22 protein-coding genes are annotated in these 23,254 nt (G+C 32.8%); 3 read left to right on the top strand and 19 right to left on the bottom strand.

Going from position 1 to position 23,254, the window contains the following annotated elements:
• Positions 1 to 4: 4 nt before the first annotated feature.
• The 7 genes from ABD011_RS06005 to ABD011_RS05975 all read right to left on the bottom strand — a co-directional run bounded on the left by ABD011_RS06005 (position 5) and on the right by ABD011_RS05975 (position 7,433).
• On the bottom strand, positions 5 to 1,171 hold the full coding sequence (locus ABD011_RS06005; protein ID WP_131505772.1) for an acyl-CoA dehydrogenase family protein: 1,167 nt from the start codon (positions 1,169 to 1,171) through the stop codon (positions 5 to 7).
• An 18-nt stretch (positions 1,172 to 1,189) separates the two neighbouring features.
• Positions 1,190 to 2,068, bottom strand: coding sequence for a ComEA family DNA-binding protein (locus ABD011_RS06000; RefSeq protein WP_343796626.1), 879 nt, complete (start codon positions 2,066 to 2,068; stop codon positions 1,190 to 1,192).
• A 9-nt stretch (positions 2,069 to 2,077) separates the two neighbouring features.
• Positions 2,078 to 3,748: an alanine/glycine:cation symporter family protein gene (locus ABD011_RS05995; RefSeq protein WP_131505774.1), complete on the bottom strand. Its 1,671-nt coding sequence runs from the start codon at positions 3,746 to 3,748 to the stop codon at positions 2,078 to 2,080.
• A gap of 109 nt (positions 3,749 to 3,857) precedes the next feature.
• Positions 3,858 to 4,877, bottom strand: a complete 1,020-nt coding sequence (locus tag ABD011_RS05990) for a potassium channel family protein (protein ID WP_343796623.1) — start codon at positions 4,875 to 4,877, stop codon at positions 3,858 to 3,860.
• A 6-nt stretch (positions 4,878 to 4,883) separates the two neighbouring features.
• Positions 4,884 to 5,111: a PspC domain-containing protein gene (locus tag ABD011_RS05985; RefSeq protein WP_129759067.1), complete on the bottom strand. Its 228-nt coding sequence runs from the start codon at positions 5,109 to 5,111 to the stop codon at positions 4,884 to 4,886.
• Positions 5,112 to 5,128: 17 nt separating this feature from the next.
• Positions 5,129 to 6,400, bottom strand: a complete 1,272-nt coding sequence (locus tag ABD011_RS05980) for a DUF2851 family protein (protein ID WP_343796621.1) — start codon at positions 6,398 to 6,400, stop codon at positions 5,129 to 5,131.
• Positions 6,401 to 6,452: 52 nt separating this feature from the next.
• Positions 6,453 to 7,433: a PLP-dependent cysteine synthase family protein gene (locus ABD011_RS05975; RefSeq protein ID WP_131505776.1), complete on the bottom strand. Its 981-nt coding sequence runs from the start codon at positions 7,431 to 7,433 to the stop codon at positions 6,453 to 6,455.
• Positions 7,434 to 7,654: 221 nt separating this feature from the next.
• Between ABD011_RS05975 and ABD011_RS05970 the strand changes: the two genes are divergently transcribed.
• Entirely contained in the window at positions 7,655 to 7,873 is a 219-nt protein-coding gene (locus tag ABD011_RS05970; RefSeq protein ID WP_131505777.1) for a hypothetical protein, read from the top strand.
• A gap of 50 nt (positions 7,874 to 7,923) precedes the next feature.
• Here the strand turns inward: ABD011_RS05970 and ABD011_RS05965 are convergent, their stop codons facing one another.
• The gene (locus tag ABD011_RS05965; RefSeq protein WP_129759072.1) at positions 7,924 to 9,162 is read right to left on the bottom strand and encodes an ABC transporter permease; all 1,239 of its coding nucleotides are present in this window, start codon (positions 9,160 to 9,162) and stop codon (positions 7,924 to 7,926) included.
• Positions 9,163 to 9,171: 9 nt separating this feature from the next.
• On the opposite strand from ABD011_RS05965, the gene ABD011_RS05960 reads away from it, so the two are divergent.
• Positions 9,172 to 10,419 (top strand): exo-beta-N-acetylmuramidase NamZ family protein, encoded by a 1,248-nt coding sequence (locus tag ABD011_RS05960; protein WP_343796617.1) that lies wholly within the window; start codon positions 9,172 to 9,174, stop codon positions 10,417 to 10,419.
• Here ABD011_RS05960 and ABD011_RS05955 read toward each other — a convergent pair.
• The 5 genes from ABD011_RS05955 to ABD011_RS05935 form a co-directional block, all read right to left on the bottom strand.
• The gene (locus ABD011_RS05955) at positions 10,416 to 10,820 is read right to left on the bottom strand and encodes a hypothetical protein (RefSeq protein WP_262731977.1); all 405 of its coding nucleotides are present in this window, start codon (positions 10,818 to 10,820) and stop codon (positions 10,416 to 10,418) included. The two genes, ABD011_RS05960 and ABD011_RS05955, sit on opposite strands and share 4 nt — an antisense overlap.
• A 174-nt stretch (positions 10,821 to 10,994) precedes the next feature.
• Positions 10,995 to 11,822 carry a glycerophosphodiester phosphodiesterase gene (locus tag ABD011_RS05950; RefSeq protein WP_343796614.1) on the bottom strand — a complete coding sequence of 276 codons (828 nt, stop codon included), beginning with the start codon at positions 11,820 to 11,822 and terminating at the stop codon, positions 10,995 to 10,997.
• A 34-nt stretch (positions 11,823 to 11,856) separates the two neighbouring features.
• Positions 11,857 to 12,702, bottom strand: a complete 846-nt coding sequence (locus tag ABD011_RS05945; protein ID WP_131505781.1) for a sterol desaturase family protein — start codon at positions 12,700 to 12,702, stop codon at positions 11,857 to 11,859.
• A gap of 17 nt (positions 12,703 to 12,719) precedes the next feature.
• Positions 12,720 to 13,547 (bottom strand): thioredoxin family protein, encoded by an 828-nt coding sequence (locus ABD011_RS05940; protein WP_335974283.1) that lies wholly within the window; start codon positions 13,545 to 13,547, stop codon positions 12,720 to 12,722.
• A gap of 67 nt (positions 13,548 to 13,614) precedes the next feature.
• Positions 13,615 to 14,109 (bottom strand): YkgJ family cysteine cluster protein, encoded by a 495-nt coding sequence (locus ABD011_RS05935; RefSeq protein ID WP_131505782.1) that lies wholly within the window; start codon positions 14,107 to 14,109, stop codon positions 13,615 to 13,617.
• 100 nt (positions 14,110 to 14,209) lie between these two features.
• Here ABD011_RS05935 and ABD011_RS05930 point away from each other — a divergent pair, with 100 nt between their 5' ends.
• Positions 14,210 to 14,905 carry a class I SAM-dependent methyltransferase gene (locus ABD011_RS05930; protein WP_343796609.1) on the top strand — a complete coding sequence of 232 codons (696 nt, stop codon included), beginning with the start codon at positions 14,210 to 14,212 and terminating at the stop codon, positions 14,903 to 14,905.
• A 12-nt stretch (positions 14,906 to 14,917) separates the two neighbouring features.
• On the opposite strand, the gene ABD011_RS05925 is transcribed toward ABD011_RS05930, so the two are convergent.
• The 6 genes from ABD011_RS05925 to ABD011_RS05900 form a co-directional block, all read right to left on the bottom strand.
• Complete coding sequence (locus ABD011_RS05925; RefSeq protein WP_343796598.1) at positions 14,918 to 15,430, bottom strand: DUF695 domain-containing protein; 513 nt, start codon at positions 15,428 to 15,430, stop codon at positions 14,918 to 14,920.
• 3 nt (positions 15,431 to 15,433) lie between these two features.
• Positions 15,434 to 15,817 carry a hypothetical protein gene (locus ABD011_RS05920; protein WP_343796596.1) on the bottom strand — a complete coding sequence of 128 codons (384 nt, stop codon included), beginning with the start codon at positions 15,815 to 15,817 and terminating at the stop codon, positions 15,434 to 15,436.
• Positions 15,818 to 16,085: 268 nt separating this feature from the next.
• The gene (locus tag ABD011_RS05915) at positions 16,086 to 16,685 is read right to left on the bottom strand and encodes a hypothetical protein (RefSeq protein ID WP_343796594.1); all 600 of its coding nucleotides are present in this window, start codon (positions 16,683 to 16,685) and stop codon (positions 16,086 to 16,088) included.
• Positions 16,686 to 16,734: 49 nt separating this feature from the next.
• Positions 16,735 to 18,351 (bottom strand): amidohydrolase, encoded by a 1,617-nt coding sequence (locus ABD011_RS05910; protein ID WP_343796592.1) that lies wholly within the window; start codon positions 18,349 to 18,351, stop codon positions 16,735 to 16,737.
• Positions 18,352 to 18,430: 79 nt separating this feature from the next.
• Positions 18,431 to 20,161 (bottom strand): TonB-dependent receptor, encoded by a 1,731-nt coding sequence (locus ABD011_RS05905; RefSeq protein WP_343796589.1) that lies wholly within the window; start codon positions 20,159 to 20,161, stop codon positions 18,431 to 18,433.
• A gap of 32 nt (positions 20,162 to 20,193) precedes the next feature.
• Positions 20,194 to 23,214, bottom strand: a complete 3,021-nt coding sequence (locus ABD011_RS05900; RefSeq protein WP_343796587.1) for a tetratricopeptide repeat protein — start codon at positions 23,212 to 23,214, stop codon at positions 20,194 to 20,196.
• Between the last annotated feature and the right edge of the window lie 40 nt (positions 23,215 to 23,254).

Here is a 23,254-nt window from a genome sequence, read left to right as displayed (position 1 = left end):
GATTTTATGTTGCTGGCTTATAGTCTTTATTATCTAAAATCATTTTTGCCAATATTTCTCTAAGAATTTCTGATGTTCCTCCACCAATTGGTCCTAATCTACTATCGCGAAGTAAACGTGCCATTGGATACTCTTCCATATAACCATATCCACCTAAAAACTGTAGGCAGTGGTATATAACATCATCGGCCATTTTAGTAGATTTAAGCTTACTCATAGTTGCTTCTTTAACTACATATTCGCCTTTATTTAACCTGTAAGCTACTGAGTAATTAAATTCTTTGCAAATAGTCATATCAGTATATAAATCGGAAAACTTATGTCTCAAGGCTTGAAATCTATCAATTGTTTTTCCAAAAGCGATACGCTCACTCATATACTGTTTAGCATAATCTAAAGCATATTCAGCTCTTGCATGTGCATTGATTCCCATAATTAATCGCTCTAAAGAAAAGTGCTGCATAATGTATGGAAAGCCCTTGTTTTCTTCTCCCATTAAGTTACTTGCAGGAATGGTAACATTATCAAAAGCTATCTCAGCAGTATCACTAGCTCTCCAACCTAATTTATCTAACTTGGTTGCTGAAATACCTGGAGTATCTCTATCCATAATAAAAATACTAATACCTTTATTTCCTGCTTCAGGATTTGTTTTAGCCGCTACTACCAAATAGTCGCTATACACACCATTAGTAATAAATGTTTTTGATCCGTTGATTACATAAGTATCCCCTTTTTTAACTGCTGTGGTGCGCATACCTGCAACATCACTTCCACCAAAAGGTTCAGTAATACAAAGGCAACCTATTTTTTCTCCTGTAATACTAGGTGCTAAATATTTTTCTTTTATGTCATGGCTTCCTTCTGCATTTACATGAGTCATTGCTAAATACGCATGTGCCCAAATGTTTGCCGCAAAACCACCAGAGTTAATTTTTTGAAGTTCTTCCAAAAGAATAACAGTATAAAACAAATCTAGATTTAAGCCTCCATACTCTTCAGGATATGCTAAACCAAAAAATCCCATCTCTCCAAACTTTTCCCAGATGAAACGCTCTACTGTTCCTGATTTTTCCCATTTTTCAATATGTGGAACAACCTCTTTCTTTAAAAAATCTTGTAAACTTTGTCTAAACAATTGATGTTCTTCGGTGAAGTACATGCTATTCATATATGCTTTTTTATGTCATTAATTGAGTGTCAAATATAACTTAATTATCTCAATTTTATTTAGTGGAAAGTCTTTAACTTTTGCTAAATCGTCCAAAGATTTGAATCCTTCTCGTAAAGTTCTTTGTTCAATTATGGCATGTGCAATCTCATAATCAATATGCTGAATGGTAACCAATTCGTCTCTTGTAGCTGTGTTTAGGTTTATCTTTTTAACTACTCTTGGAGTTTTAACAGTAAACTCATTTGTAAGACGTTCAATAACTTCTGGTGATAATCCATATACCTCTGTAAGTTGAACATCAGCTATAAAACCACCTTGAAACTTATTTCTATATTGAACAATTCGCTTAGAAAGTGTTTCTCCAATACCATTCACTTTTTGAAGTTGAGCAGCTGTAGCCTTGTTTAAATCTTGCTTTTGATTATAGGTCTTAGGTGTATTATTATTTTGATATTGAAAAGTAGTTTTAGGCTTAGGATTAGTAACCCAATCTGGAAACTTAAAATAAGGAGAAATTGCATTCAGTAAAGAATCTGAAACCTGAGTAACTTCTTGAAACTGCTGTACCGAATTAATCCACTTATCTTGTTTTCGGTAAGCTAACAATCTATCAATTTCTTCATTGGTCATTCCTAAAGTACAGCCTTTGTAATCGGTAATAAAATTTGGATTGAAAGGATATAGTTTTGGTTTTCGGTTTTCAATTTCAACTAATCGAAGCGAATCTATTTCAGCTTTAAAATCGCTTAATTCGTTTTCATCCACTTTTATTTCAGTTTCACTAAAATCAACAAAAAAGTAAACACACTGAAACGCAACGATAAGTAGTAACAATAAAAAAATCCCATTCCGTTGTTGCTTAGTGAACATGAAATGGGATTTAATATTTTTCATAATAGTATTTTACATGTGCTTAGTAATGTCTTCATGACCATCTTCTAAGGCTTCTTTTTTAATTGCAATAGCATCTAAGTAACGCTTCATTTCCTCTCTTACTTTAGGGAATAAGAGTAATAACCCAATCATGTTAGGGAATACCAACGCTAATATCATTGCATCAGAGAACTTAATTACTGCGTCTAAAGTAGCAGCAGCTCCAATAATTACAAATAATAAGAATAATATTTTATAAGTTAAATCAGCCGCTTTACCTCTTCCGAAAAGGTATTTCCAAGACTGTAAACCATAATAAGACCAAGAAATCATTGTTGAAAACGCAAACAATACAATAGCAATAGTTAACACATAAGAGAATCCTGGAATTACAGAGTCGAATGCTTCTGATGTTAAATCAACACCTCCTATTCGCTCTCCTGTAGCATTAATCATTACGTTACTACCTTCAACAGCTCCGTAAGTAAACACACTTTGCATGTTTGTACCATCAATATTAAAGAAAATGATAACTAGAGCTGTCATTGTACAAATAACTACAGTATCAATAAATGGTTCTAAAAGAGCAACAACACCTTCAGATGCTGGATATTTAGTACGTACTGCTGAATGCGCAATTGCTGCTGAACCTGCTCCAGCTTCATTAGAAAATGCTGCACGCTGGAACCCAACAATAAGCACTCCTATAAATCCACCTAGTCCTGCCATTGGTGTAAATGCACCTTCCATGATTAATCCGAAGGCATCATCAATATATTTAAAGTTTGCGAAAATGATAATTAAAGCTGCTAACACATAGATCCCAGCCATAAAAGGCACAATTTTTTCAGTGATTTTAGCAATACGTTTGATACCTCCAATAATTACAATACCAACTAAAACTGCTAATATTAAACCAATTATAGAACCCGTTGCTCCACCTGAAACACCAATTAATGAAGATATTTGAACTGTTGCTTGGTTAGATTGAAATGCATTTCCTCCTCCAAAAGAAGCACCAACACACAAAATCGCAAATAAAATTCCCAGTACTTTTCCTAGTCCTGCTTTGCCTGTTGCTTTTAATCCTTTTGACAAGTAGTACATTGGACCACCATAGATAGTTCCATCTTTTCCTACATCTCTATATTTTACACCAAGTGTACACTCTACAAACTTGGTTGACATCCCTAATAATCCACATACAATCATCCAAAATGTTGCTCCAGGACCACCTGTTGCAATAGCTACTGCAACACCTGCTATATTACCTAATCCTACAGTACCAGAAACTGCTGTTGCCAATGCCTGAAAGTGAGACACCTCACCATGAGCACTTTCGTCCCTAATAGTATCTTGGATATCTTCTTCAGCTAACGCTTCGTCATTATCATATAATTTATCAACACCATGCTTTTCAATATCCACATATCGTCCTCTAACTGTATTTATTGCAGTTGGAAATTTAGTAATACTAGGCACTTTAAAATAAAGCGTAAAAAAAGTGGCACCTACAACTAAGAGAATAACCACTATTGGTACATTTAAACCTGCAATTGGGACAGACGTTAAAATAAATCCTTCCCAACCTTCAGCAACTGGCATAAAAGCATCATTTACTATTTCATCCAAACCTTTTTCTTGGGCTGAAATGGCTAGTGGTAAAATTAATGTCATAAGTGTAAGAAGATAGTTCTTCATGGGTATATTAAAATTTAGTTAGTTTAAGTATAATTTAATGTTAATTGGGTAACAAGATGCTAAAAAAAAATGAGTTTTTAAAACATCTAAGGTTAAATTGAATGTCTTGTTATTGAATATTGTATAGGGAATTAAGCTTTTTTATTTGTTCTGGTCTACCTAACACAATGATTTTTGATTTTGGCACCAATTCAATATCAGCTTCAGGATTAACAATATAATCGCCTTGTCCATCTTTAAAACCTATAACATTACATCCTGTTTTTTTACGAAGGTCTAAATCGCGAAGTGTTTTTATTGTTGATGGATTATAAAGCTTTTCTACTGCAATTTCTTCAATATTTATATTGGCTTTGCCTACAATAGATAGGTTATCAATAAACTCAATCAAATCAGGAACCACAACCAAAGAAGCCATATGGTCTCCTCCTATCATATCAGGTAAAATAACATTATTTGCTCCTGCTAGCTTTAATTTATTGTAGGATGTTTGCTGAGAGGCTCTACTAATAATGGTCAAGTCTTTATTAATTTGTCTAGCTGAAAGCACTACAAATAAATTATCTGCATCATTAGGAAGTGCCGAAATTAACGTACTTGCTCTATCAATTCCTGCTTGTAATAAAACTTCATCTTCATTAGCATTACCTTGAATAAAGCTAACTAATTCACTTTGAAACTTGTCAATTATTTCTTTATCCTTTTCAATTACAACAAAGTCTTTTTCATAAGCTATTAACTTTTTTGCTGCTTGAGAACCGTTTCTTCCATAACCACAAATAATAATGTGGTTTTTAAGACTATCAATCTTTTTTTGCATCTTTTTTTGTTTTAGTTCTTCATAATTGCTTTTGCTTAAGATATATTCGGTAATAATGGATATAGCATAACCTACAATTACTATACTTGCCAAAATTAAAAATACCGTAAAAATTTTTGATTGCGTATCTAAAGGTTGTACTTCACCAAACCCTACTGTAGTAACGGTTATAACCGTCATGTATATTGCATCAATCCATGTGTAGCCTGATAACATTTTAAATCCGAATACACCTATAAGTATAACCAAAAGCAGCATTAATACTGCTGTGTAAATTCTGGATCTAAAGAGCTTTATTAATGGATTCATCTATAATTATAAATCGAAAACCGAAGTGCGTTTAGTATAGAGCAAGTCTTTAATTTTCATCCAAAAGGCAATAAACAGGTATAATGCAAAACCAAAACCTAATGTTACAAAAGTAAGATACATAAACGATGTTCTAACCACTTTTGCTCTAATACCAATACGGTCAGCAATACGTTGGCAAACATAGTAACCATGCTTTTGAAAATATAACAATGCCTTGTAAAAAATATTCATGCTGCAATGTAATAATTTTATTTAATGATTAACGAATTGCCTACTGCACATTGCAAACACTTTTTATTATTGCAATATTCGGTTTTAAGTTGAATGAGTGCTTGAGAATATAATGCTGAATTAGGTATTTGTTTTAATGCTTTAAACGCTGAAACTATTGTGTTTTTTTCAGCACTTATTTGCTGTGCAACATCAACTATTTCAGAATCAATAAATTTACCATTTGCTTTAGCGTAAGCAAATTTGATAGGGATAACGGTATTAATCAAAAGCAAATCTATAAAGGATTTTGACAACGCCTTTTTACTTGTTTTGGATGTTTTTGAAAACGTATAGTGTGTTTCCCAAAATGACGATACGCTAACTGAAAAAACAGCATACAACTCATCTATTGTTTTGGCTTCAATAATTTTTGAAAACAAATTTTGATGTTTATAATACAAACTTGCTAATTGTGACAACCTAATTGTTGGGAAGTTTGGTGGTCGTAACCTAAAAAAACGAATGGGTAAAACCTGCTCGTTACTCAATCCAAATTTATGTTTAAGGTAATTATATTCCTTTTCTAGATTTTGAAAGTAAGCGTTTTGCACATCATCATTGAGCAGTGCTGATTGACCAAATAACAAAGCTTCTAATTGAGTTTGGTTTGTAGTCAACTTTCGTACTATTGAAAAATCTACAGACTGAGCTAAACTCAAAAAAGCATCACCATTAACTTTTAAACCAAAATTTTTAGCCAACATTTTAAAAAGTACTGCTTCCCAATCATTTTTTGAAGTGTTAAGCAGTGTATCAATAGCATTTGACTTTCGTTGTAGTCGTTCAAAAAACAAGCGCTCTAACCATGCGCTTAATGTAAAATCATCAATAGTTCCAAAGTCATCTTCGCAGTAAATCCACTTGTTAGATTGTGTAAAAAGTGCTTTATAGTTTTGGATAAGGTTAGCGTTTACAAAATCTTTGAGTTGCAACGTTGGTATAATGGTATTGTCTTTTCGATACACATCTGTATCATGTTCCCAAACCACATGAAGTATTACATTATCGTAAGCTTTGTCTTGTTCGTGCGAATGCACAAACCAATCGCTTGACTTCACATGAATTTCAACATTACCAGCCCACAGTTGTTGGTTAATATACAGCTGAGCATTAAAGAAATCTGGACCAGAATTATGATTGTGTTGCCCTACTGATTTTATAGTAACAACTTCATTAGCAACAGTAGTTAACTGTTGAATATCAAACTTTTTGTGTTGCCATATATAATGAAGAAAATCCTCTTGCATATACTAAAAATAGAAAAATATTTAATACATGCTTCATGTAAAAACAGGCTATTTAATCAATATAGCCCATTTTTTTCATCCAATCGTTATTAAACATTTTACCAACATATCTGCTACCATGGTCATGAAACAACACCACAACAACATCGTCTTTAGTAAAATGGTCTTTAAGTTGCAACAACCCTTTTATAGCTGCTCCAGCAGAATTACCCAAAAACATCCCTTCTTCTTTTGCTAAAAGCTGAGTATAAACTGCAGCATCTTTATCGGTTACTTTTGTAAAACCATCAATTATTGAAAAATCTACATTTTCAGGTAAAATATCTTCACCAATACCTTCAGTTACGTAAGGATAAATCTCGTTTTCGTCAAAAATTCCTGTTTCATGGTATTTTTTAAAGACACTTCCATAGGTATCAATTCCCCAAACCTTTACTTCTGGGTTTTGCTCTTTTAAATACTTTCCAACACCTGAAATAGTTCCTCCTGTTCCAACTCCAACCACAAAATGAGTAACTTTTCCATCGGTTTGTTTCCATATTTCAGGACCAGTACTTTCATAATGTGCTTTTGCATTACTTGGATTATCATACTGATTAACATACCATGAGTTTGGTGTTTCTTGCGACAAACGTTTAGACACCGAATAATAACTTCTTGGGTCATCAGGAGCAACATCAGTAGGACAAACCACAACCTCAGCACCAACAGCTCTAAGAATATCCATTTTTTCTTTAGATTGTTTATCGCTAATTACAAAAATGCATTTGTAACCTTTTACAATTGCTGCTAATGCTAAACCCATTCCTGTATTTCCTGAGGTACCTTCAATAATAGTTCCTCCTGGTTTTAAACGACCATCAGCTTCAGCATCTTCAATCATTTTTAAAGCCATACGATCTTTTACAGAGTTACCAGGATTAAATGTTTCGTATTTAGCCAATACCAAACATGGCAATTCTTGAGTAAGTTTATTGAGTTTTACCAATGGTGTATTACCAATGGTTTCTAGTATATTTTTAGCGTAGTCCATATTCTTATTTTACTCTGCAAAAGTAGCAAAAAGCATGAGTATAGTTTTATAAAAAGGAAAAGATTCGTAATCGTTTAACGATGTTATACGTATTTCAACTTTAAGGTTTTTCAGTTAATCCCTTTTTTTATAAAAAACATCGAAAAAACTACAAATCAATTAGTTATAACAAAAATTTACAATTAATATTACTTTGTTATTAACCCAAAAATACAATGATTATGAAATCAAAAACTTTTCTTTTCACTACTCTATTAATTGGTATGCTTGCTGGCTTTTCAGCTATTAAAGTAGATGTTTGCCATAATGTAAACAACAACCCTCACACTATTAATATTGCGCTTCCGGCAGCAGTAGCTCACTTAATACAACATGAAGGTGACTCATTAGGAACTTGTGAAGATGCACAAAAAGACGATGAAGTACTAGAAAACAAATAGTTAACTCATTTTTTAAAAAAGGCTTTAAGTTTTTCACTTAAAGTCTTTTTTTATTCAAACCTAATTGCTTTTACAGGAGCTATTTTAGAGATAATTACAGATGGCACCAACAACATAAGTAAACACACTACAAACGTACCAATGTTTAATAACAAAATGTAATCTAAGCTTATATATACAGGAATGGTAGACACGTAATACTCTTCAGGATTTGGAAATTTAAGTAGCCCAAAATAGTGTTGCGCAAAAAGCAAAGACAATCCTATAAGATTTCCCCAAAACAAACCTAAACCAATTAAGTAGGTAGCATTGTATAAAAACACTTTTCTAATGCTCCAGTTACTACTTCCAAGCGCTTTTAAAACTCCTATCATTTGTGTACGTTCTAAAATAAGTACTAATAAAGCAGTAATCATATTAATTCCTGCAACCAAAATCATGATACCAATTATTCCGTAGGTGTTGTTATCAAAAATTTTAATCCACTCAAAAATGGACAAAAACTTTCGAGTTACTGTTTGTGTATCGAGATTTGAAGGCGTTATTTTAAAAATGGCCCTTCCTTTTTCATCTAATTGTGAATAATCATCTATAAAGACTTCAAAATTCCCAACCTCATCAGGTTTCCATTTATTGAGTCGTTGTACATGTTTTAAGTCACCAATAACAAAAGTTTTGTCAAACTCTTGAAATCCTGAATTGTAAATTCCAACTATTTTAAAGGCTCTTATATTTGGTATTTGATTAATGTCTTCTTTAGCAAAAACGGTTTGAAATGTATCGTTCAGTTTTAACTTCAACCTATTGGCTAAATACGAAGAAATCAACACTTCATTACTCATTGATTCACCAAAATTTGGCAACTCACCTTCAACTAAAAATTCTTTAAGGTAATTCCAATCGTACTCTCTTCCTACTCCTTTATAAACTACACCTTCAAAATCGGTTTCGGTTCTAATAACACCAAACTTTTTAGCCACTGCCTGAATGTGCTTTACGCCTTCAACCTGATTAAAATTTGGATAAAACTCTTGATTGGTAGAAATTGGAGTTTCAGACTCGTCAGACACATTGGTGTCATAATTGGTAATTATCACATGACCATTAAACGCTACAATTTTATCTCTAACCTTTTGTTGTAAGCCCAAACCAGTAGCAATAGCAATTAGCATCACAACAATACCAATAGCAATTGCTGTGATTCCTATTTTTATTATTGGAGCCGAAACACTACTTTTATACGTTTTACTACCAATAATACGTTTTGCTAAAAAAAACTCGTAATTCAAAATAAAAATATGCGATTAAAGGTCCTCAAAAATACGGTTTTATTATTTGTTTTAATAGGAATTTCATGTGGAAGTGGAGCTAAGTCTGAAGATAAAGAACAAAGCTCTAATGAGATGCTTGGGCAAGTTCAACATGACGATGCTACTATTATAGTTGGAGCTAATCAAACCGAAGCTTATCTAGACATACTTAAAAATAAAAGCGTAGGCATTGTGGCTAATCAAACTTCGGTGATTTTTAAAGACACCAAAACGCAAGACCAATACACGCATTTGGTAGATTCTTTATTAGCCAAAAACATCAACATTAAAGCTGTTTATGCTCCTGAACATGGTTTTAGAGGAACTGCAAGTGCTGGAGAACTCATAAAAGATGGTGTTGACACTAAAACCAATTTACCTATTATTTCATTGTATGGTAATAATAAAAAACCATCTGCAGAGCAACTTGAAGGCATAGACGTTATAATTTTTGACATACAAGATGTTGGTGCTCGCTTTTACACTTACATTTCAACATTACACTACGTTATGGAAGCTTGTGCTGAATTGAACATTCCTGTTTTAATTTTAGATAGACCAAACCCAAACGGACATTATACTGATGGTCCTATTTTAGAACCTGAGCACAAAAGTTTTGTTGGCATGCATCCTGTACCTGTTGTACACGGAATGACCATTGGTGAATACGCTAAAATGATTAATGGCGAACAATGGCTGAATAATGGTATTCAATGTGAGCTTACTATTATTCCTGTTAAAAATTACACTCACAAAACACCATACAGCTTACCTATAGCACCTTCGCCTAATTTACCAAGTGACAAAGCTATAAACCTGTATCCTAGTCTTTGCTTTTTTGAAGGCACAAATGTGAGTGCTGGTAGAGGAACTCCAAAACCTTTTGAAATTTACGGAAGTCCTTATCTTGACAAAGAGATGTATACTTTTAAATTTTTACCTCAACCAAATGCAGGTGCTAAATATCCAAAACACGAAGGCATGCTATGTTTTGGTGAAGACTTAAGCGGTAAAGATCATTTAAGCCGATTAGATTTAAACTACTTAATAGAAGCCTATAACAACACAATAGACAAGCCTATTTTCTTCAACGATTTCTTTACAAAACTTGCTGGTACTACTGAGTTACGCAAGCAAATTGAAAACAAACTCACTGCTTACGAGATTAAAAAAACTTGGGTTAGAGATTTAAAAGCCTATGATGAAATGCGTAAACCGTATATAATTTACAACTAGTCTTTTTTACTTTCAATAGCAGTTATTTTTATATCACCATCACTAATTGGTTTTGGTCTATCATGAAGTATTTTTATAACAAATATGATTTTTAATGGTGATTGATCAACCACAAACATATGTTTTCCTTTACTAAGATGTTTTAAGGATACTTTAAACTCGTTAGTGCCAGCATAAGTATCAATTTCGCGTTTGTACTCTTTATTTATAGAATACACATACGTAATTTTTTTATCGCCTTTAAGAATTAAAGTGTCTTTGGTTTTGTTAAGCTCGTGATATAAGCCGTTTGCTCTGTAGTTATTGTTCTTTTCGAGCAATGCAAAGTCTTTTTGACCGTAGTTTTTTTGTGCAGCAAGCCCAATAAATGAAGCTATTACAAACCTGCGATATTTTCCCATAAAAAAATACTATTAGTTACAACTAATATTGAATTAATAGCTTTTAAATTTTTGTAATACCCTCGTTATAAATCTATATGGATTATTTTTTATAACCCTAAAAAATCTATGAACGGTAAAAAAATAGGAATAATCAGTAAAAAATTTCGATAAAGCACTTCAAAATAAGAATTTTCAATCATTTAAAATTCCAATAAGCACATCTGGATAATCGGTAATAATACTATTTACACCATAAGAAATTACAGTATGCATATCTTCCTTTTCATTAACTGTCCAAGGAATAATACTATACCCTTCTTTTTGGTATTGAGCAACCACATCTTTGGTCAGTAATTGAAAATACGGACTAATAATTTCTGGTTTAAAACTCAACGCGTTTAGCTTATCAGCAATAACTTCGTTTTCATCAACCAATAAAGCTTGTGTCATACTTGGTGCTTGTCGTTTTATTTCTTCAAGTATTCTTACATCAAACGACTGTAAATTGCAACGCTCTCCAATATTATATTCATCAATCACTTTTAAGACTAAAGCAACATACTCTTTAGGCTCTGGTGTATAAATGTTGTCGTATTCTGGTTTTGCCTTTATTTCAATGTTATATCTAATTTCAGAATTTAAAGCATCGCTCAACTTAAACACTTCACTCAGCAATGGTTTATGGGTTTTCATGTTTTTTTGCTGAGGAAATCTTGGATGTTGCTTTGTACCACAATCAAACAGCTTAATGGAATCGTAATCCATTTCATAAAAATTAAACGCCAAATCCTGATTAATGGAAATCTCTTCTCCGTTAGGTTTTAAGCAATAAAATCGACTCATAAATGGCTCATGAGATACTACAACTTGCTTGTCTTTAGAAATGGCTAAATCCAACTCTAATGTGTTAACACCAAGCGCAACTGCTTTCTCAAAAGCTGGTAACGAATTTTCAGGAAGCAATCCTCTGCAGCCTCTGTGACCTTGCACTCCTATTGTTGTGTTTGTATTGCAACTCATTGTAAACAGTAAAACTAACATGCAGAATACGTTTTTAACGTTGTTCATTTGAAGGTTTGATTGTTGGTTTTTTATACTTCTGAAAAGGTTGCGTCAATAAATTTGAAATTCGGCTGTTTTCAGCTTCATCAGGAAATACATCAACTCCATACACAAGTTTATCTCTATCCAATTCCATATAAGTTCCTAAAAGTCTATCCCAAATTGAAAAGATATTTCCGTAGTTAGAATCAGTATATGGCAACACATAATGATGATGCACTTTATGCATATCAGGAGATACAAAAAAGTAGCTTATCGCTTTATCTACGCGTCTCGGTAATTTAATATTAGCATGTGTTAACTGTGTAAAAATAACTGAAAGCGATTGATACAAAAACACCAAAGCAATTGGTGTTCCAACAATAAAAACACCTAGCAAAGTAAAACTAAACCGAATAACACTCTCAATAGGATGATGTCTGTTACCTGTGGTAGTGTCTACTTTATGATCGGTATGATGCACTAAATGTACCATCCACAAAGGTTTTACTTTGTGCTCAACCAAATGTGCTAAGTAGGCTCCAAAAAAGTCTAACAGCATAACACCAAGTATTGCATATAACCATAAAGGCATTTCTGGTAGCCAATTGATAATACCAAAGTCGTTGTTTTTAACCCAATCGGCAGTTTTTAATAACAAAAATGCTAAACCGAAATTGATAACAATAGTGGTTAAAGTAAAAAAGAAATTAGGTAAGGCATGTTGCCATTTTTTATAATTAAATCGAAACAACGGAATTGCGCCTTCCAAAAGCCAAAACAAGGTAATACCTCCTACCAGCAATATACTTCTATGTAGAGAAGGTATGGTTTCAAAATAATTAATAATTTGTTCCATTAGCATGTATTACTCTTTTAATCTAAAAACAATAACGCTTTTTGCTTATCACTTTCTTCCATTTTCTCTTCCCAAATTGCTACTTCATCATCATTTAATTGTTTATGAATAGTGTAAGCAAGGAAATTATAAAGCGAAGCATTTGATTCATCCAAATCATTTAACTCTATCTTATTCAGTTCTTTTAAAGCCCTTTTAGTCTTATCAAGTATAAGTAAGCTTTGTATTTCGTATAAATCGATTTTCTGTAAAAATCCATCTTTATTTTTTAACGAACTTTCTTTTAATTGCTTTTTAGACTCATCAAAATAATCATCAGAAACATTTAAAAAATCACTTTTTATTTCTTTATCCAGGCGCAATGCAAGATCTTGATACTTATAACCTAACCTAAATGCCGAAGAAAAACTTTCTTGCTTATAATAATTAACTAAATCCTTACTCAAAAACGATGTGTTTATAGCATATTTTTTTAACAAAACCATAAGTTGAGATTTAGTTTTATAACTCATATTTTTATAAACAACCTTTCCGTTTCCATCTAAAATAAAAACATATGGAATACCTCTAACATCATATTTCTCAGCTATATCAGGGTATTTATCAATATCTATTTTAACCGACACATAATTATCCATTAAAAGCTGTACTTCTTCTTTGCTCCAAGATTCTGAATCCATACGTTTACAAGGCCCACACCATGATGCCCAAAAATCAACAAGAACAAGCCTATTGGTTGTAATAGCCATTTTTTTTGCATCATCTAAAGAGTACATCCAATTATTAGAGTACATTAAATTAAACGTAAAAAAGAAAATCAATAATGTTAAGGTTAATCGTTTCATATTCTAAATTTTATAACATTAAATATATATCAAAAAAGTCAAAATCAATAACTTACAAAAACTGGCATTACAATTTAATTCTTTTTTTCATTTCCTCCACAATATTATATGCTGCAGGACAAATCGCTACATTCTTCATAGTAAGATTAGCAATTTGCTGAAACTTTTTTCTGTCAGTATGCGGAAATTCTCTACACGCCTTTGGTCTTACATCATAAATAGCGCAATAATTATCAGCATCCAAAAACGTACAAGGTACACTCTGCAATACATAATCGTTATCTTCATCAATACGCAAATATTGGTCAATAAATTGAGAGGGTTTTAACCTAAAATGCTTTGCAATTCTATCAATATCTTTATCGGTAAACAAAGGACCTGTCGTTTTACAGCAATTAGCACATTGCAAGCAATCGGTTTTTTCAAACTCATCTTCGTGTAGCTCCTGCATGATGTAGTCCAATTGTTTTGGTGGCTTTTTTTTAAGCTTGGTAAAGAAGGTTTTGTTTTCCTTATGCTTATCTTTGGCGAGCTTTGGGAGATTATTTATAACATCTTGCATAGTGTAAAAATATAAATTTTAATGAGATGCTGAATCAAGTTCAGCATGACAAAATAATTTTACATAAAGTTATTGAAACCAACTCAATAGATAGTAACCAATGAAAGATGTCTTTGGAAAAGCTTTACTGGATTATCGGAATAACAACTATTCTGAAGATATTATAACCTGGACCAATATTTCAGATGAAGATGAGCTTCCGCTTCCTTATCTGTTTAGGACTTATAAAGATATGCCTAAACTAGAGCAACACGCTTTACAGCTTGCTAAAGGACACATTTTAGATGTAGGTTGTGGTGCAGGAAGCCATAGCTTGTATCTTCAAGAGAAAGGGTTTAGCGTAAAAGCTATAGACATCTCCCAAGGTGCTGTAAAAGTGGCTCAAGAACGTGGTGTAAACAATGTATCGCAAACTGCTATTTTAGATGTTACCGAAACGTTTGACACCATTTTATTACTTATGAATGGTACAGGAATTTTCCAACAGCTTTCTCAGGTTGCCATCTATTTAAAGCATTTAAAATCATTGTTAAATCCTAACGGACAAATCTTAATTGACTCCTCAGATATTTCATATATGTATGAAGACGACGATGGTGGTTTATGGATTGATACCAATGCCAACTACTTTGGTGAGTTGGACTATTTTTTAAGTTATAAAGGTGAAAAAGAACAGCCTATGAAATGGTTGTATCTAGATTTTGACACACTAAAAACCGCTTGCGACACTTTGGGTTTACAGTGCGAACTCGTTATGGAAGGTGAGCATTTTGATTATTTGGCGAGGATATATTAAAGAGATTAAAAGTTATTTAGGAACTAGCTTATAGTTTTTTAAAATCCCTCTATACAAGTCCCAATCAACATCTTTTTCATTCATTATTTCGATGGGTAGTTTTTTAAATTGAGATAATGCTTTATTAATTCGCTTTAGAAATTCAGGAACAGACTTAGTGTAAAAAACAGACGTGCGAACTCCATCATGAGTATAAACAATTGTAAGAACAGATTGTAGATCAATCTCTAAATTCTCAATTAAAGCATCTTCCACCTTTTGCATAAAGATATTCTCTTCAGGAGTAGGAATTCCGTTTTCAGTTAAGGCCTCAAAAGTCCAAATAAACTCAACATAATCTGTATACTGTTTTGATTCAATCAAATTTTTCAAATGCTGTCTTCCTCGTACAATTACTGGCTTTTGATTTTTATCTGTTTCAACAGTAAACCAAGTATCATTTAATTTCAGTTTATTCTCTTTTGATTGAGAAAACAAAGAGGCAAAATTCAAAACCAATAACAATGGTATAACTTTTTTAATCATCTTTTATGTTCTTGTATTTCCGCTTTCAACAATCCATTGTTCAATAACACCATAAGCCTGATACAAGGTTTTAGTTAGATGCGAAATTTCACTTTTTTTATTCCAGATTCTTTTTTTTTGACCAATAGCATTATCTATTGCACTGACTTTTACTCTTTTCCATTTTAATTCTTCAATCTGAATTTGATATTTATTACCAGAATCGTCTATTACATTTAAAGAGCGAACTTTTTCGTCCTTATATTCATATTGTGGATGAAGTCCTACTTTATTACACCAATCTTTAACCATTTGGTCTATTTTGAAATCTCTTTTCTTTTTGGAAGGAGAACCTATTAGAAATAAATCCAAAACGACTAGTAAAAAATCAGCTATTCCTTCTAACATCTAGTTTCTTAAATTAAATAAAAACGGTTTTATTTATAATTAACTATGGAAAGATAGCGAATAAGATTGGATTTCAATTATGAACTCAACTGAAATGAATGATAGTAGTTGTTGTAACACTTCTTTACTCCAATTAATAGCTTTCTGTTAATGGTTGATAGCGTTCTTGTACAACCGTAAATTATGATTTTAAAGATACTGTTTTCAATTTGAAACTCATACTAGGTAGTTTTTGTAATTGAGGTTATGGATTGTTAGTAATAGTTTTTTATTCCGCAATATCTATTATCAGACCTTTGCGTGTTAATCTATAGTTTGAGCCTGATTTCATCAGACTTTTGTCTTTAATCAATGTTTTCAATTCAGTTTCTTGAATTCCATTAACGCTTACTATTCCACTTGTCTTGAATTTGGCTCTGATTTTCATTAAAGTCTCTAACATAGTATCACTGAAATAAGCATTTCCGCACACATAAACTTTTTTATTTTTTTCAATTACGGATTCCATTTTTTTTAGAAATCTTACTAAATTCAAAATCATTAAATGCAATTTTGAAGCCTTGTAGTATAATTTCATAAGTTTCCCATTGTATTCTACATCAACCGAATTCAGTCCATTTACAATTGGTTTATTTTCATATTCTCTGATTAGAAAATTCAAATCGTTTTTAATACCATCTACCAACATTTTTATTCCGTCCATTGGGATTTCGTTATTAGAGAAAGAATTGAATTTAGTGTCAAATTTATGTTCAATTTTCAGCGTGTGATTTCGTAAAAAAGTATAAACATCAGAGGATTCATTCCAAAATATTCTGTCTTGAAATTCTTCATTTTCTATTATCTGTATGTAAATGCCTCTGTTCATTTCTTAAATTACACCCAACTAGTTGTCAATATTACTTTCTACTTAACTCTTACCGCTTCACACCATCAACAAAGGTTTGCTCTACTTTTATGTTAGGAATATCATAAACATCAACTGTCATAATATCTTTATCCAAAACTATAAAATCGGCGAACTTTCCTATTTCAATACTACCTTTTTCGTGCTCTTCAAAATTAGAATAGGCTGCCCAAATAGTCATTCCTTTTAAGGCTTCTTCTCTGGTTAAGGCATCTTCTTTTTGAAAACCGTCTTTAGGAAATTGCTTTGCATCTTGTCGTGCTACTGCTGCATAAAAAGTTAAAAACGGACTTACATGCTCCACAGGAAAATCGGTTCCTAATGCTATTTTACCATGCGCATTCAATAGTTGTTTGTAGGCATAAGCAACTTTTACACGTTCATTACCTAAACGTTGTTCTGCCCAATACATATCGCTAGTAGCATGTGTAGGTTGTACTGAAGGTACAATGGTTTTATACATTTCAAAATCTTGCTGTGAAACTACCTGAGCATGTTCTACTCGCCAACGTTTGTCTGGTTTGTTTTGTAATACTTTATTGTAAATAGTCAATACTGCATGATTAGCCGAATCGCCAATAGCATGCGTGTTCATTTGATATTCAGAATTTGAAATACGTTGTGCCAACGCATCCAAATCGTTAATTGAAGTGGTTAACAGTCCGTATTTTTGAGGTTGGTCAGTATAAGGTTGACGCAATAATGCACCATGCGATCCTAAAGCGCCATCAGCATAGACCTTAAATGATCTTACGTTTAATTTATTGGTTTTATAAATACCTTTTTTCAAGTAGTAATCTACCGCTAATGTATCTTTAGCAGACACCATAGCATACACTCGCATATTGAGTTCTCCTAACTGTTGTAAGCTATCAATAATTTCAATGCTTTCTCTGCTTAAACCTGCATCATCAACTGTGGTCAATCCGTAATCAAAACAAATGTCTTGAGCAGCTAAAAGTGCTTTAGTGATTTCAGTTTTGGTAGGTTGTGGCCAATGTTTTAACACCAAAGCTTGTGCGTTATCGAGTAAAACTCCTGATGGTTTTCCGTTGTTTAATGCAACTTCTCCACCATCAACTTTAGTATTTGCTGTAATGTTACCCAATTTTAAAGCCGCTTCATTACATAATGCTGAATGACCATCTACTCGTCTTAGCAGTATTGGTGTATCAGGAAATAGCTTAGACAATAGTACATTATCTGGTACTGCTTTGTCGTCCCAATCGGTTTCGTCCCAACCTCTTCCTAAAATATAATCGACGTTATTTTTGTTACTGAAGTCCAAAACACGTTTCATCATGTCTTCAAAACTCGTCGTCCCAACAAGGTCAACTTGTTGCTCGTTGAGTCCCAAACCTAAAAAGTGACAATGCGCATCAATAAATCCTGGTACAATTGTCTTTCCATTAGCATCAACAGTATTTTTAGAAGTATATTTAGAATTTACCTCAGTGTTGGTTCCTACAGCAATAAACTTTCCATCTTTAATTGCAAATGCTTGTGCTTTAGTAAAGTTATCATCAACAGTATAGACGTTTGCATTGGTAACAATTGTATCTACTTGCTCTTTATTTTGACAAGACAAACAAATAGCAAGTATTAAAAGAAGGTATAAATTTTTCATTTGGTAATAGTTAGTTTACTGTAAAAATAAAAAAAGCGCTCTAAAAAGAACGCTTTTACTATAATTTGTAATGTCTTGATTAAAAATCAAATTGATAGGTAGCTCCACCTAACACTTGAATACCTTGTACTGGGAAATTCATCCAGCGTTGGTAATCGTTATTTGCAATATTATTTGCCTTAACAAATACCGACAATCTATCAGTAACTCTATAACCTACGTGTGCGTTTGCATCAAAATAGCTATCCAAAGTTACAGTTACAGGACTTGTTGGCACAAGTGTTCCTTCTTCATAAAACAGGTCTTTTCTTTCTCCAACAAAAAACAATCCTGCTCCAGCAAACCAGTTGTCGTCTATTTGATAATCTAAAAACAACGATCCTTTAATGTCTGGTAAGTTCCACGCTTCAGATTGTGTATCAGTACTGTAATTAAAATATTCAGCTTTTATACCAAGGTTAAAGTTTCTATTTATATCAACATTTAATTCTCCTGCAACCGATAATGTGTTAACATCGTCATACACGATACCATACGAATTACCATATTGATAATCTTCGGTAGCTCCACCCAACACACTGTTTGACATAAACATTGTTTTGTTTCTATCAGCAAAATAACGTCCACTAATATTATAACTCATGCTATTGGATAATTTTCCTTTTAAACCTACTGAAGCATTGTATTGCTGGTCAGTTGGCGCGATAAACAGTGTTGGCGACACAAAAGGATTTTCGTTAGCAAAATCATAGTACGAGTTTTGTATCAAACCGCCTTCAATTCCACCATAAGCAATAAGTATTTCATCAACCAATCGGTAGCTTGCTGTAATATTTGGGTAAATGTAAAACTTGTTATCACTAAACTCTATATCATTAAGATATACCAAATTAACACCTAAGTTTACGGTTAGGTCATCTTGTTTTAACTGATAGCTTGGAGCAATTCCAAAATTGATATTTCCATATTTTATAGCATCTTCGGTGTAGAAATTTCTATCAAACTCGCCACCAATATAATCGATAGTTACTTCGGTTTTTATTTCTTCTCCTCTAATTGGAACTGTAAATTCAGAAGACGCAACAAACCTGTTTTCACCAGAATCCTGATCGTCACCAAAACGTCTAAACCTTACTTTTAGATTATCGATAATAGCATCTTCAAAGTTTAATTTTCCTCCAAAATGAACATTGTAAAACGAATGTCCTTCGTTAATCATATCAGCTGTAGTTTCATCAAACAACGGTTGTGGCAATCCATACCAATTGTAAGTTTGAAGTCCAAAACCTGCATCAACAGTCCATGACATATCACGCAATTGCTTACTGAAATTTGCATTAAGATTGGTGTTTGAAAAATTGTCGTCCAATAACAAACCGTCAATACCACCTTGTGATGAATGATGGCTTAAGTAACCACCTACTCGCTCTGTTCTATTTAGTGCATGGTTTAAATACACTTCACCTAAAATAGTGGTGTAAGTTCCAAAACCTAAAGACGCATAATTATCATACAATTTTATAGGTTTAGCTTTATCAACAGTTGCTGCTTTTCCTTTTGCAGGTGTAAATGTTGAAGCCACAGGAATAGAGAAAATATTGTATTTAACGTCCTTTTTTTGTGCTGTAGTTGAATCGTTTAAAGTTGGTGTTTCCTTGATTTTAAACGCGTCAGAAATTGTTGGCGTATAAGGTTTCACAACATTTACCACATCTGTATCGATAGTATCCGTTTCTCTTTCTTGCGAAAATCCATTACTTGCAACTACTAGAAATACTAAAGTGATTATATATTTTATTTGATTTTGCATAGGAATTGTTTTAATTGAAATCAACAAAGATTTTAATTTTCAGATTGAATTGATGAATTGGTTTTAGCTTCTTCAGCTTTGATTCTATTAAGCTCGTCTTGCGCTTCACTAACTACATCATCAAACTCAGCAAAGTTTTTAATAACACTTTCTAAAATGTATGTAGCTTGAAATGCATCTTTAAGTGCATAAAAGTTTTTTGCCATTATAACCAAACCTTTTGCACTGTAATATTTGTAGCTAGAATAGTCTTTTGCTAGTTTTTGAACCGTTGTATTAGACGACTGATAGTTGCCTTCTTTGTGTTTAAAGTAGGCGTTGTAATACAATGCTTCGGCAGCTAATGCTCCTGTAGCTATGCTTTCAACTTTTGCATAAGCCAATTTTGCTTTAGCCTCATCTCCTGTTTTAATTGCAGAACGCGCAATGATAATTTGAGCGTCACTTTTTACTTTATTATCAATTTTAGAATTTTCTAAAACTCTTTCAGCATAAGCAACCGCTTCCTGATAGTTTTCTAATTGATAGTACGCGTTCATAAGGTTTGATTGCGCATAGGTAATGTTTTGAGGATAATCGGCTTCGGTTTCTAAACGCTTTAATAACGGAACTGCTTTATCCCAGTTAGAAGTGTTTAAATAGGTTTCAGATAACTTCACAATGGCTTGTTCAGTATACTCTCCTCTTGGTTTAGCAACTACATACTCATAATGTGGACGCGCATTTTCAGGCAAATCCTGTTTAGTATATAATTCAGCTAAATAAAAATGAGATTTAAGCGCATGCATTCCGTTAGGGAATTCATTCAAATAATTATTGAACTGTTTTACCGCTTTTTGCACGTTGTTGTCAAGGTATTGCTTTTCAGCAGCCAAATAGGTAGTGTTATCTAATTCGGCATCAGTAACATCAATATAATCAAGTGTTTTTACCCAAGACGCATACTCATCTACGCGACCTAAATCGATATAAATTAAACGTGCTGTAGACACTGCTTGTACTGCTTCTTCAGAATTTGGATAGTCTCTTGCTACTTGTTTAAACTTAGCCAAAGCACGCTCGTTGTCATTTTCATTGTAATACGACAACCCTTGACGCAACAAGGATTTTGAGATAAATACCGAATTTTTATACTCAGCATTTAACCTATCATACATTTGCATTGCTTTGCTAGTGTTGTTTGCTTTTACGTATGAATTTGCAAGCTCATACATAGCGTCATCTCTTAAAGACGATTTTGGGTACCCATTGATAAAGGCTTCTAACTCTTCAATTTTCTTTGAAGCTTGACCAACATAACCATAACTCATTGCTTTTTGAAAATATGGGTAGTCCGATTCGATCTCGTTAATTTCGATAGCCTTATTGTAAGAACTAATTGCATTGTTGTAATCGGTTGATACAAAATAGCCATCACCAAGCCTTAAGTAAGCATCGTTCACTCTTAGTTTATCATCGCTATTGGTATTGATGAATTTTTGAAAATGCTCACTAGCTTTACTGTAGTTTTTAAGTTTGAAATAGGTATAAGCGAGATTATAGTCGATGTTTTCAATTTCAGGTGTTGTAGCAGATTCTGCATCTTGCTGAAACTGTTTTAAGCCAACTAAAGCATCATTATAGTTGGTTAAATGATAATCTGTTTCTGCTTTCCAAAATGTAGCTCGCGCAGTAAATTTTGGGTCTTTAGCCTCGTCAATCGACTTTTCAAAAAGTGCTCGAGCTTCGTTATAATTTATAGTGTTATACACTTCAATTCCTCTGTAAAACGCTACTTTTTGATAAGCAACTCTGTTTTCAAAACTTCGCTTACCTTCTAATAGTTTTAGAGCTTCTTCGTAATTTTTTGAAGTAATGTATGAGTCAATCAACAGGGTTTCAATTTCCTCTTTGTAACCTGTATCAGGATATTTATCGAGATAACCTGTTAAAACTTGAGGAACCGACTGATATGGGTTTCCTATTTCATAACTTATTTTGGCATAGTTTAACCAAGCATCTTCCTGAATTTTTAAATCAAAATCCATTTGAGAGGCATTTCTAAACGCATTTAAAGCTTCTTGTTTTTTATCTAAGTTAATATAGCTTTCTCCTAAATGGTAATAGGCGTTTTGAGCAACACTATTATTTCCTCCTATGATTTTATTGAATTCTGAAATGGCTTTTTCAAAATCGTTTTGCTTGTAATAAGCATATCCTAGTTGGTAGTAATCTGTATTATTCCATTTTCCGCGTTTGCCTTTATAGGCTTGTAAATAAGGAATTGCTTCAGTGTACTGTTCTAAATTAAAATAACTTTCACCTATAATTTTTGAAAGTTCAGACACTTCATTGTCATCACTATTTGGTAGTTGTTCTTTAGCAAGTGAAATGGCTTTTTCAAAATTTCCTAGTTTGAAATTTAAATCGGCTTGGTAATACGATAGTTTCTCTTTGTATTTTTCTTCATCACTTACTTGGTCAAAATACTCATTAGCAGTATCATAATCGTCACCTTCGTAAGCCATAAACCCAATATAATACTTAGCTTGTGAGCCATATTCTTCTGAATTTACAACTCTATTTAAATATTTTTGGGCTGAAGTTTCGTTGTCTGTAGAGTATAAAGCGTAACCGTAGTTAAAGTTAAATCGGTCTCTTTCAGAACGCGCTATACTGTTTTCATCTACTTTTTCGTACCACTTTCTTGCATACGCATATTTTGCATTATCGAAATAATAATCTGCTACATCCAAGAATGCTGTATTTCGTTTTGTACTCGTTGGGTAAGTGTCAACAAAATCTTGAATTAAATCGTCGGCATTTTGCTGATTTAAACGTACTGCACAATTTGCTATATAATAGGCACAATTAGACTCTACCTGCTCGTCTTGGGTTTCATCTTTAATTTTGTCAAACGCTGATTGTGCTGCTTGGTACTGCTTGTTATTATACAGCGTTAGGGCTTTTTGATACGCTACTAAATCGTTAGTATAGGATGCCGATTGTTGCGCTTGTATGTATACGTTTAGCATTAGAAAACTTACTAACACTACTAATTTACTATTAGTCATTAAGTTCGTTGTTTTGTTGATGTTCAAAGATAAATCAATA

This window comes from Gaetbulibacter jejuensis (genome assembly GCF_039524015.1).
Taxonomy (GTDB): domain Bacteria; phylum Bacteroidota; class Bacteroidia; order Flavobacteriales; family Flavobacteriaceae; genus Gaetbulibacter_B; species Gaetbulibacter_B jejuensis.
Note: the sequence above shows the minus strand (reverse complement) of the source record. Positions and strands in the feature narration are given on the sequence as shown.

Coding starts and splice junctions, on each gene's coding strand:
- ABD011_RS06005 (WP_131505772.1), bottom strand. CDS start 1,171: ATGAATAGCATGTACTTCACCGAAGAACATCAATTGTTTAGACAAAGT.
- ABD011_RS06000 (WP_343796626.1), bottom strand. CDS start 2,068: ATGAAAAATATTAAATCCCATTTCATGTTCACTAAGCAACAACGGAAT.
- ABD011_RS05995 (WP_131505774.1), bottom strand. CDS start 3,748: ATGAAGAACTATCTTCTTACACTTATGACATTAATTTTACCACTAGCC.
- ABD011_RS05990 (WP_343796623.1), bottom strand. CDS start 4,877: ATGAATCCATTAATAAAGCTCTTTAGATCCAGAATTTACACAGCAGTA.
- ABD011_RS05985 (WP_129759067.1), bottom strand. CDS start 5,111: ATGAATATTTTTTACAAGGCATTGTTATATTTTCAAAAGCATGGTTAC.
- ABD011_RS05980 (WP_343796621.1), bottom strand. CDS start 6,400: ATGCAAGAGGATTTTCTTCATTATATATGGCAACACAAAAAGTTTGAT.
- ABD011_RS05975 (WP_131505776.1), bottom strand. CDS start 7,433: ATGGACTACGCTAAAAATATACTAGAAACCATTGGTAATACACCATTG.
- ABD011_RS05970 (WP_131505777.1), top strand. CDS start 7,655: ATGAAATCAAAAACTTTTCTTTTCACTACTCTATTAATTGGTATGCTT.
- ABD011_RS05960 (WP_343796617.1), top strand. CDS start 9,172: ATGCGATTAAAGGTCCTCAAAAATACGGTTTTATTATTTGTTTTAATA.
- ABD011_RS05955 (WP_262731977.1), bottom strand. CDS start 10,820: ATGGGAAAATATCGCAGGTTTGTAATAGCTTCATTTATTGGGCTTGCT.
- ABD011_RS05950 (WP_343796614.1), bottom strand. CDS start 11,822: ATGAGTTGCAATACAAACACAACAATAGGAGTGCAAGGTCACAGAGGC.
- ABD011_RS05945 (WP_131505781.1), bottom strand. CDS start 12,702: ATGGAACAAATTATTAATTATTTTGAAACCATACCTTCTCTACATAGA.
- ABD011_RS05940 (WP_335974283.1), bottom strand. CDS start 13,547: ATGAAACGATTAACCTTAACATTATTGATTTTCTTTTTTACGTTTAAT.
- ABD011_RS05935 (WP_131505782.1), bottom strand. CDS start 14,109: ATGCAAGATGTTATAAATAATCTCCCAAAGCTCGCCAAAGATAAGCAT.
- ABD011_RS05930 (WP_343796609.1), top strand. CDS start 14,210: ATGAAAGATGTCTTTGGAAAAGCTTTACTGGATTATCGGAATAACAAC.
- ABD011_RS05925 (WP_343796598.1), bottom strand. CDS start 15,430: ATGATTAAAAAAGTTATACCATTGTTATTGGTTTTGAATTTTGCCTCT.
- ABD011_RS05920 (WP_343796596.1), bottom strand. CDS start 15,817: ATGTTAGAAGGAATAGCTGATTTTTTACTAGTCGTTTTGGATTTATTT.
- ABD011_RS05915 (WP_343796594.1), bottom strand. CDS start 16,685: ATGAACAGAGGCATTTACATACAGATAATAGAAAATGAAGAATTTCAA.
- ABD011_RS05910 (WP_343796592.1), bottom strand. CDS start 18,351: ATGAAAAATTTATACCTTCTTTTAATACTTGCTATTTGTTTGTCTTGT.
- ABD011_RS05905 (WP_343796589.1), bottom strand. CDS start 20,161: ATGCAAAATCAAATAAAATATATAATCACTTTAGTATTTCTAGTAGTT.
- ABD011_RS05900 (WP_343796587.1), bottom strand. CDS start 23,214: ATGACTAATAGTAAATTAGTAGTGTTAGTAAGTTTTCTAATGCTAAAC.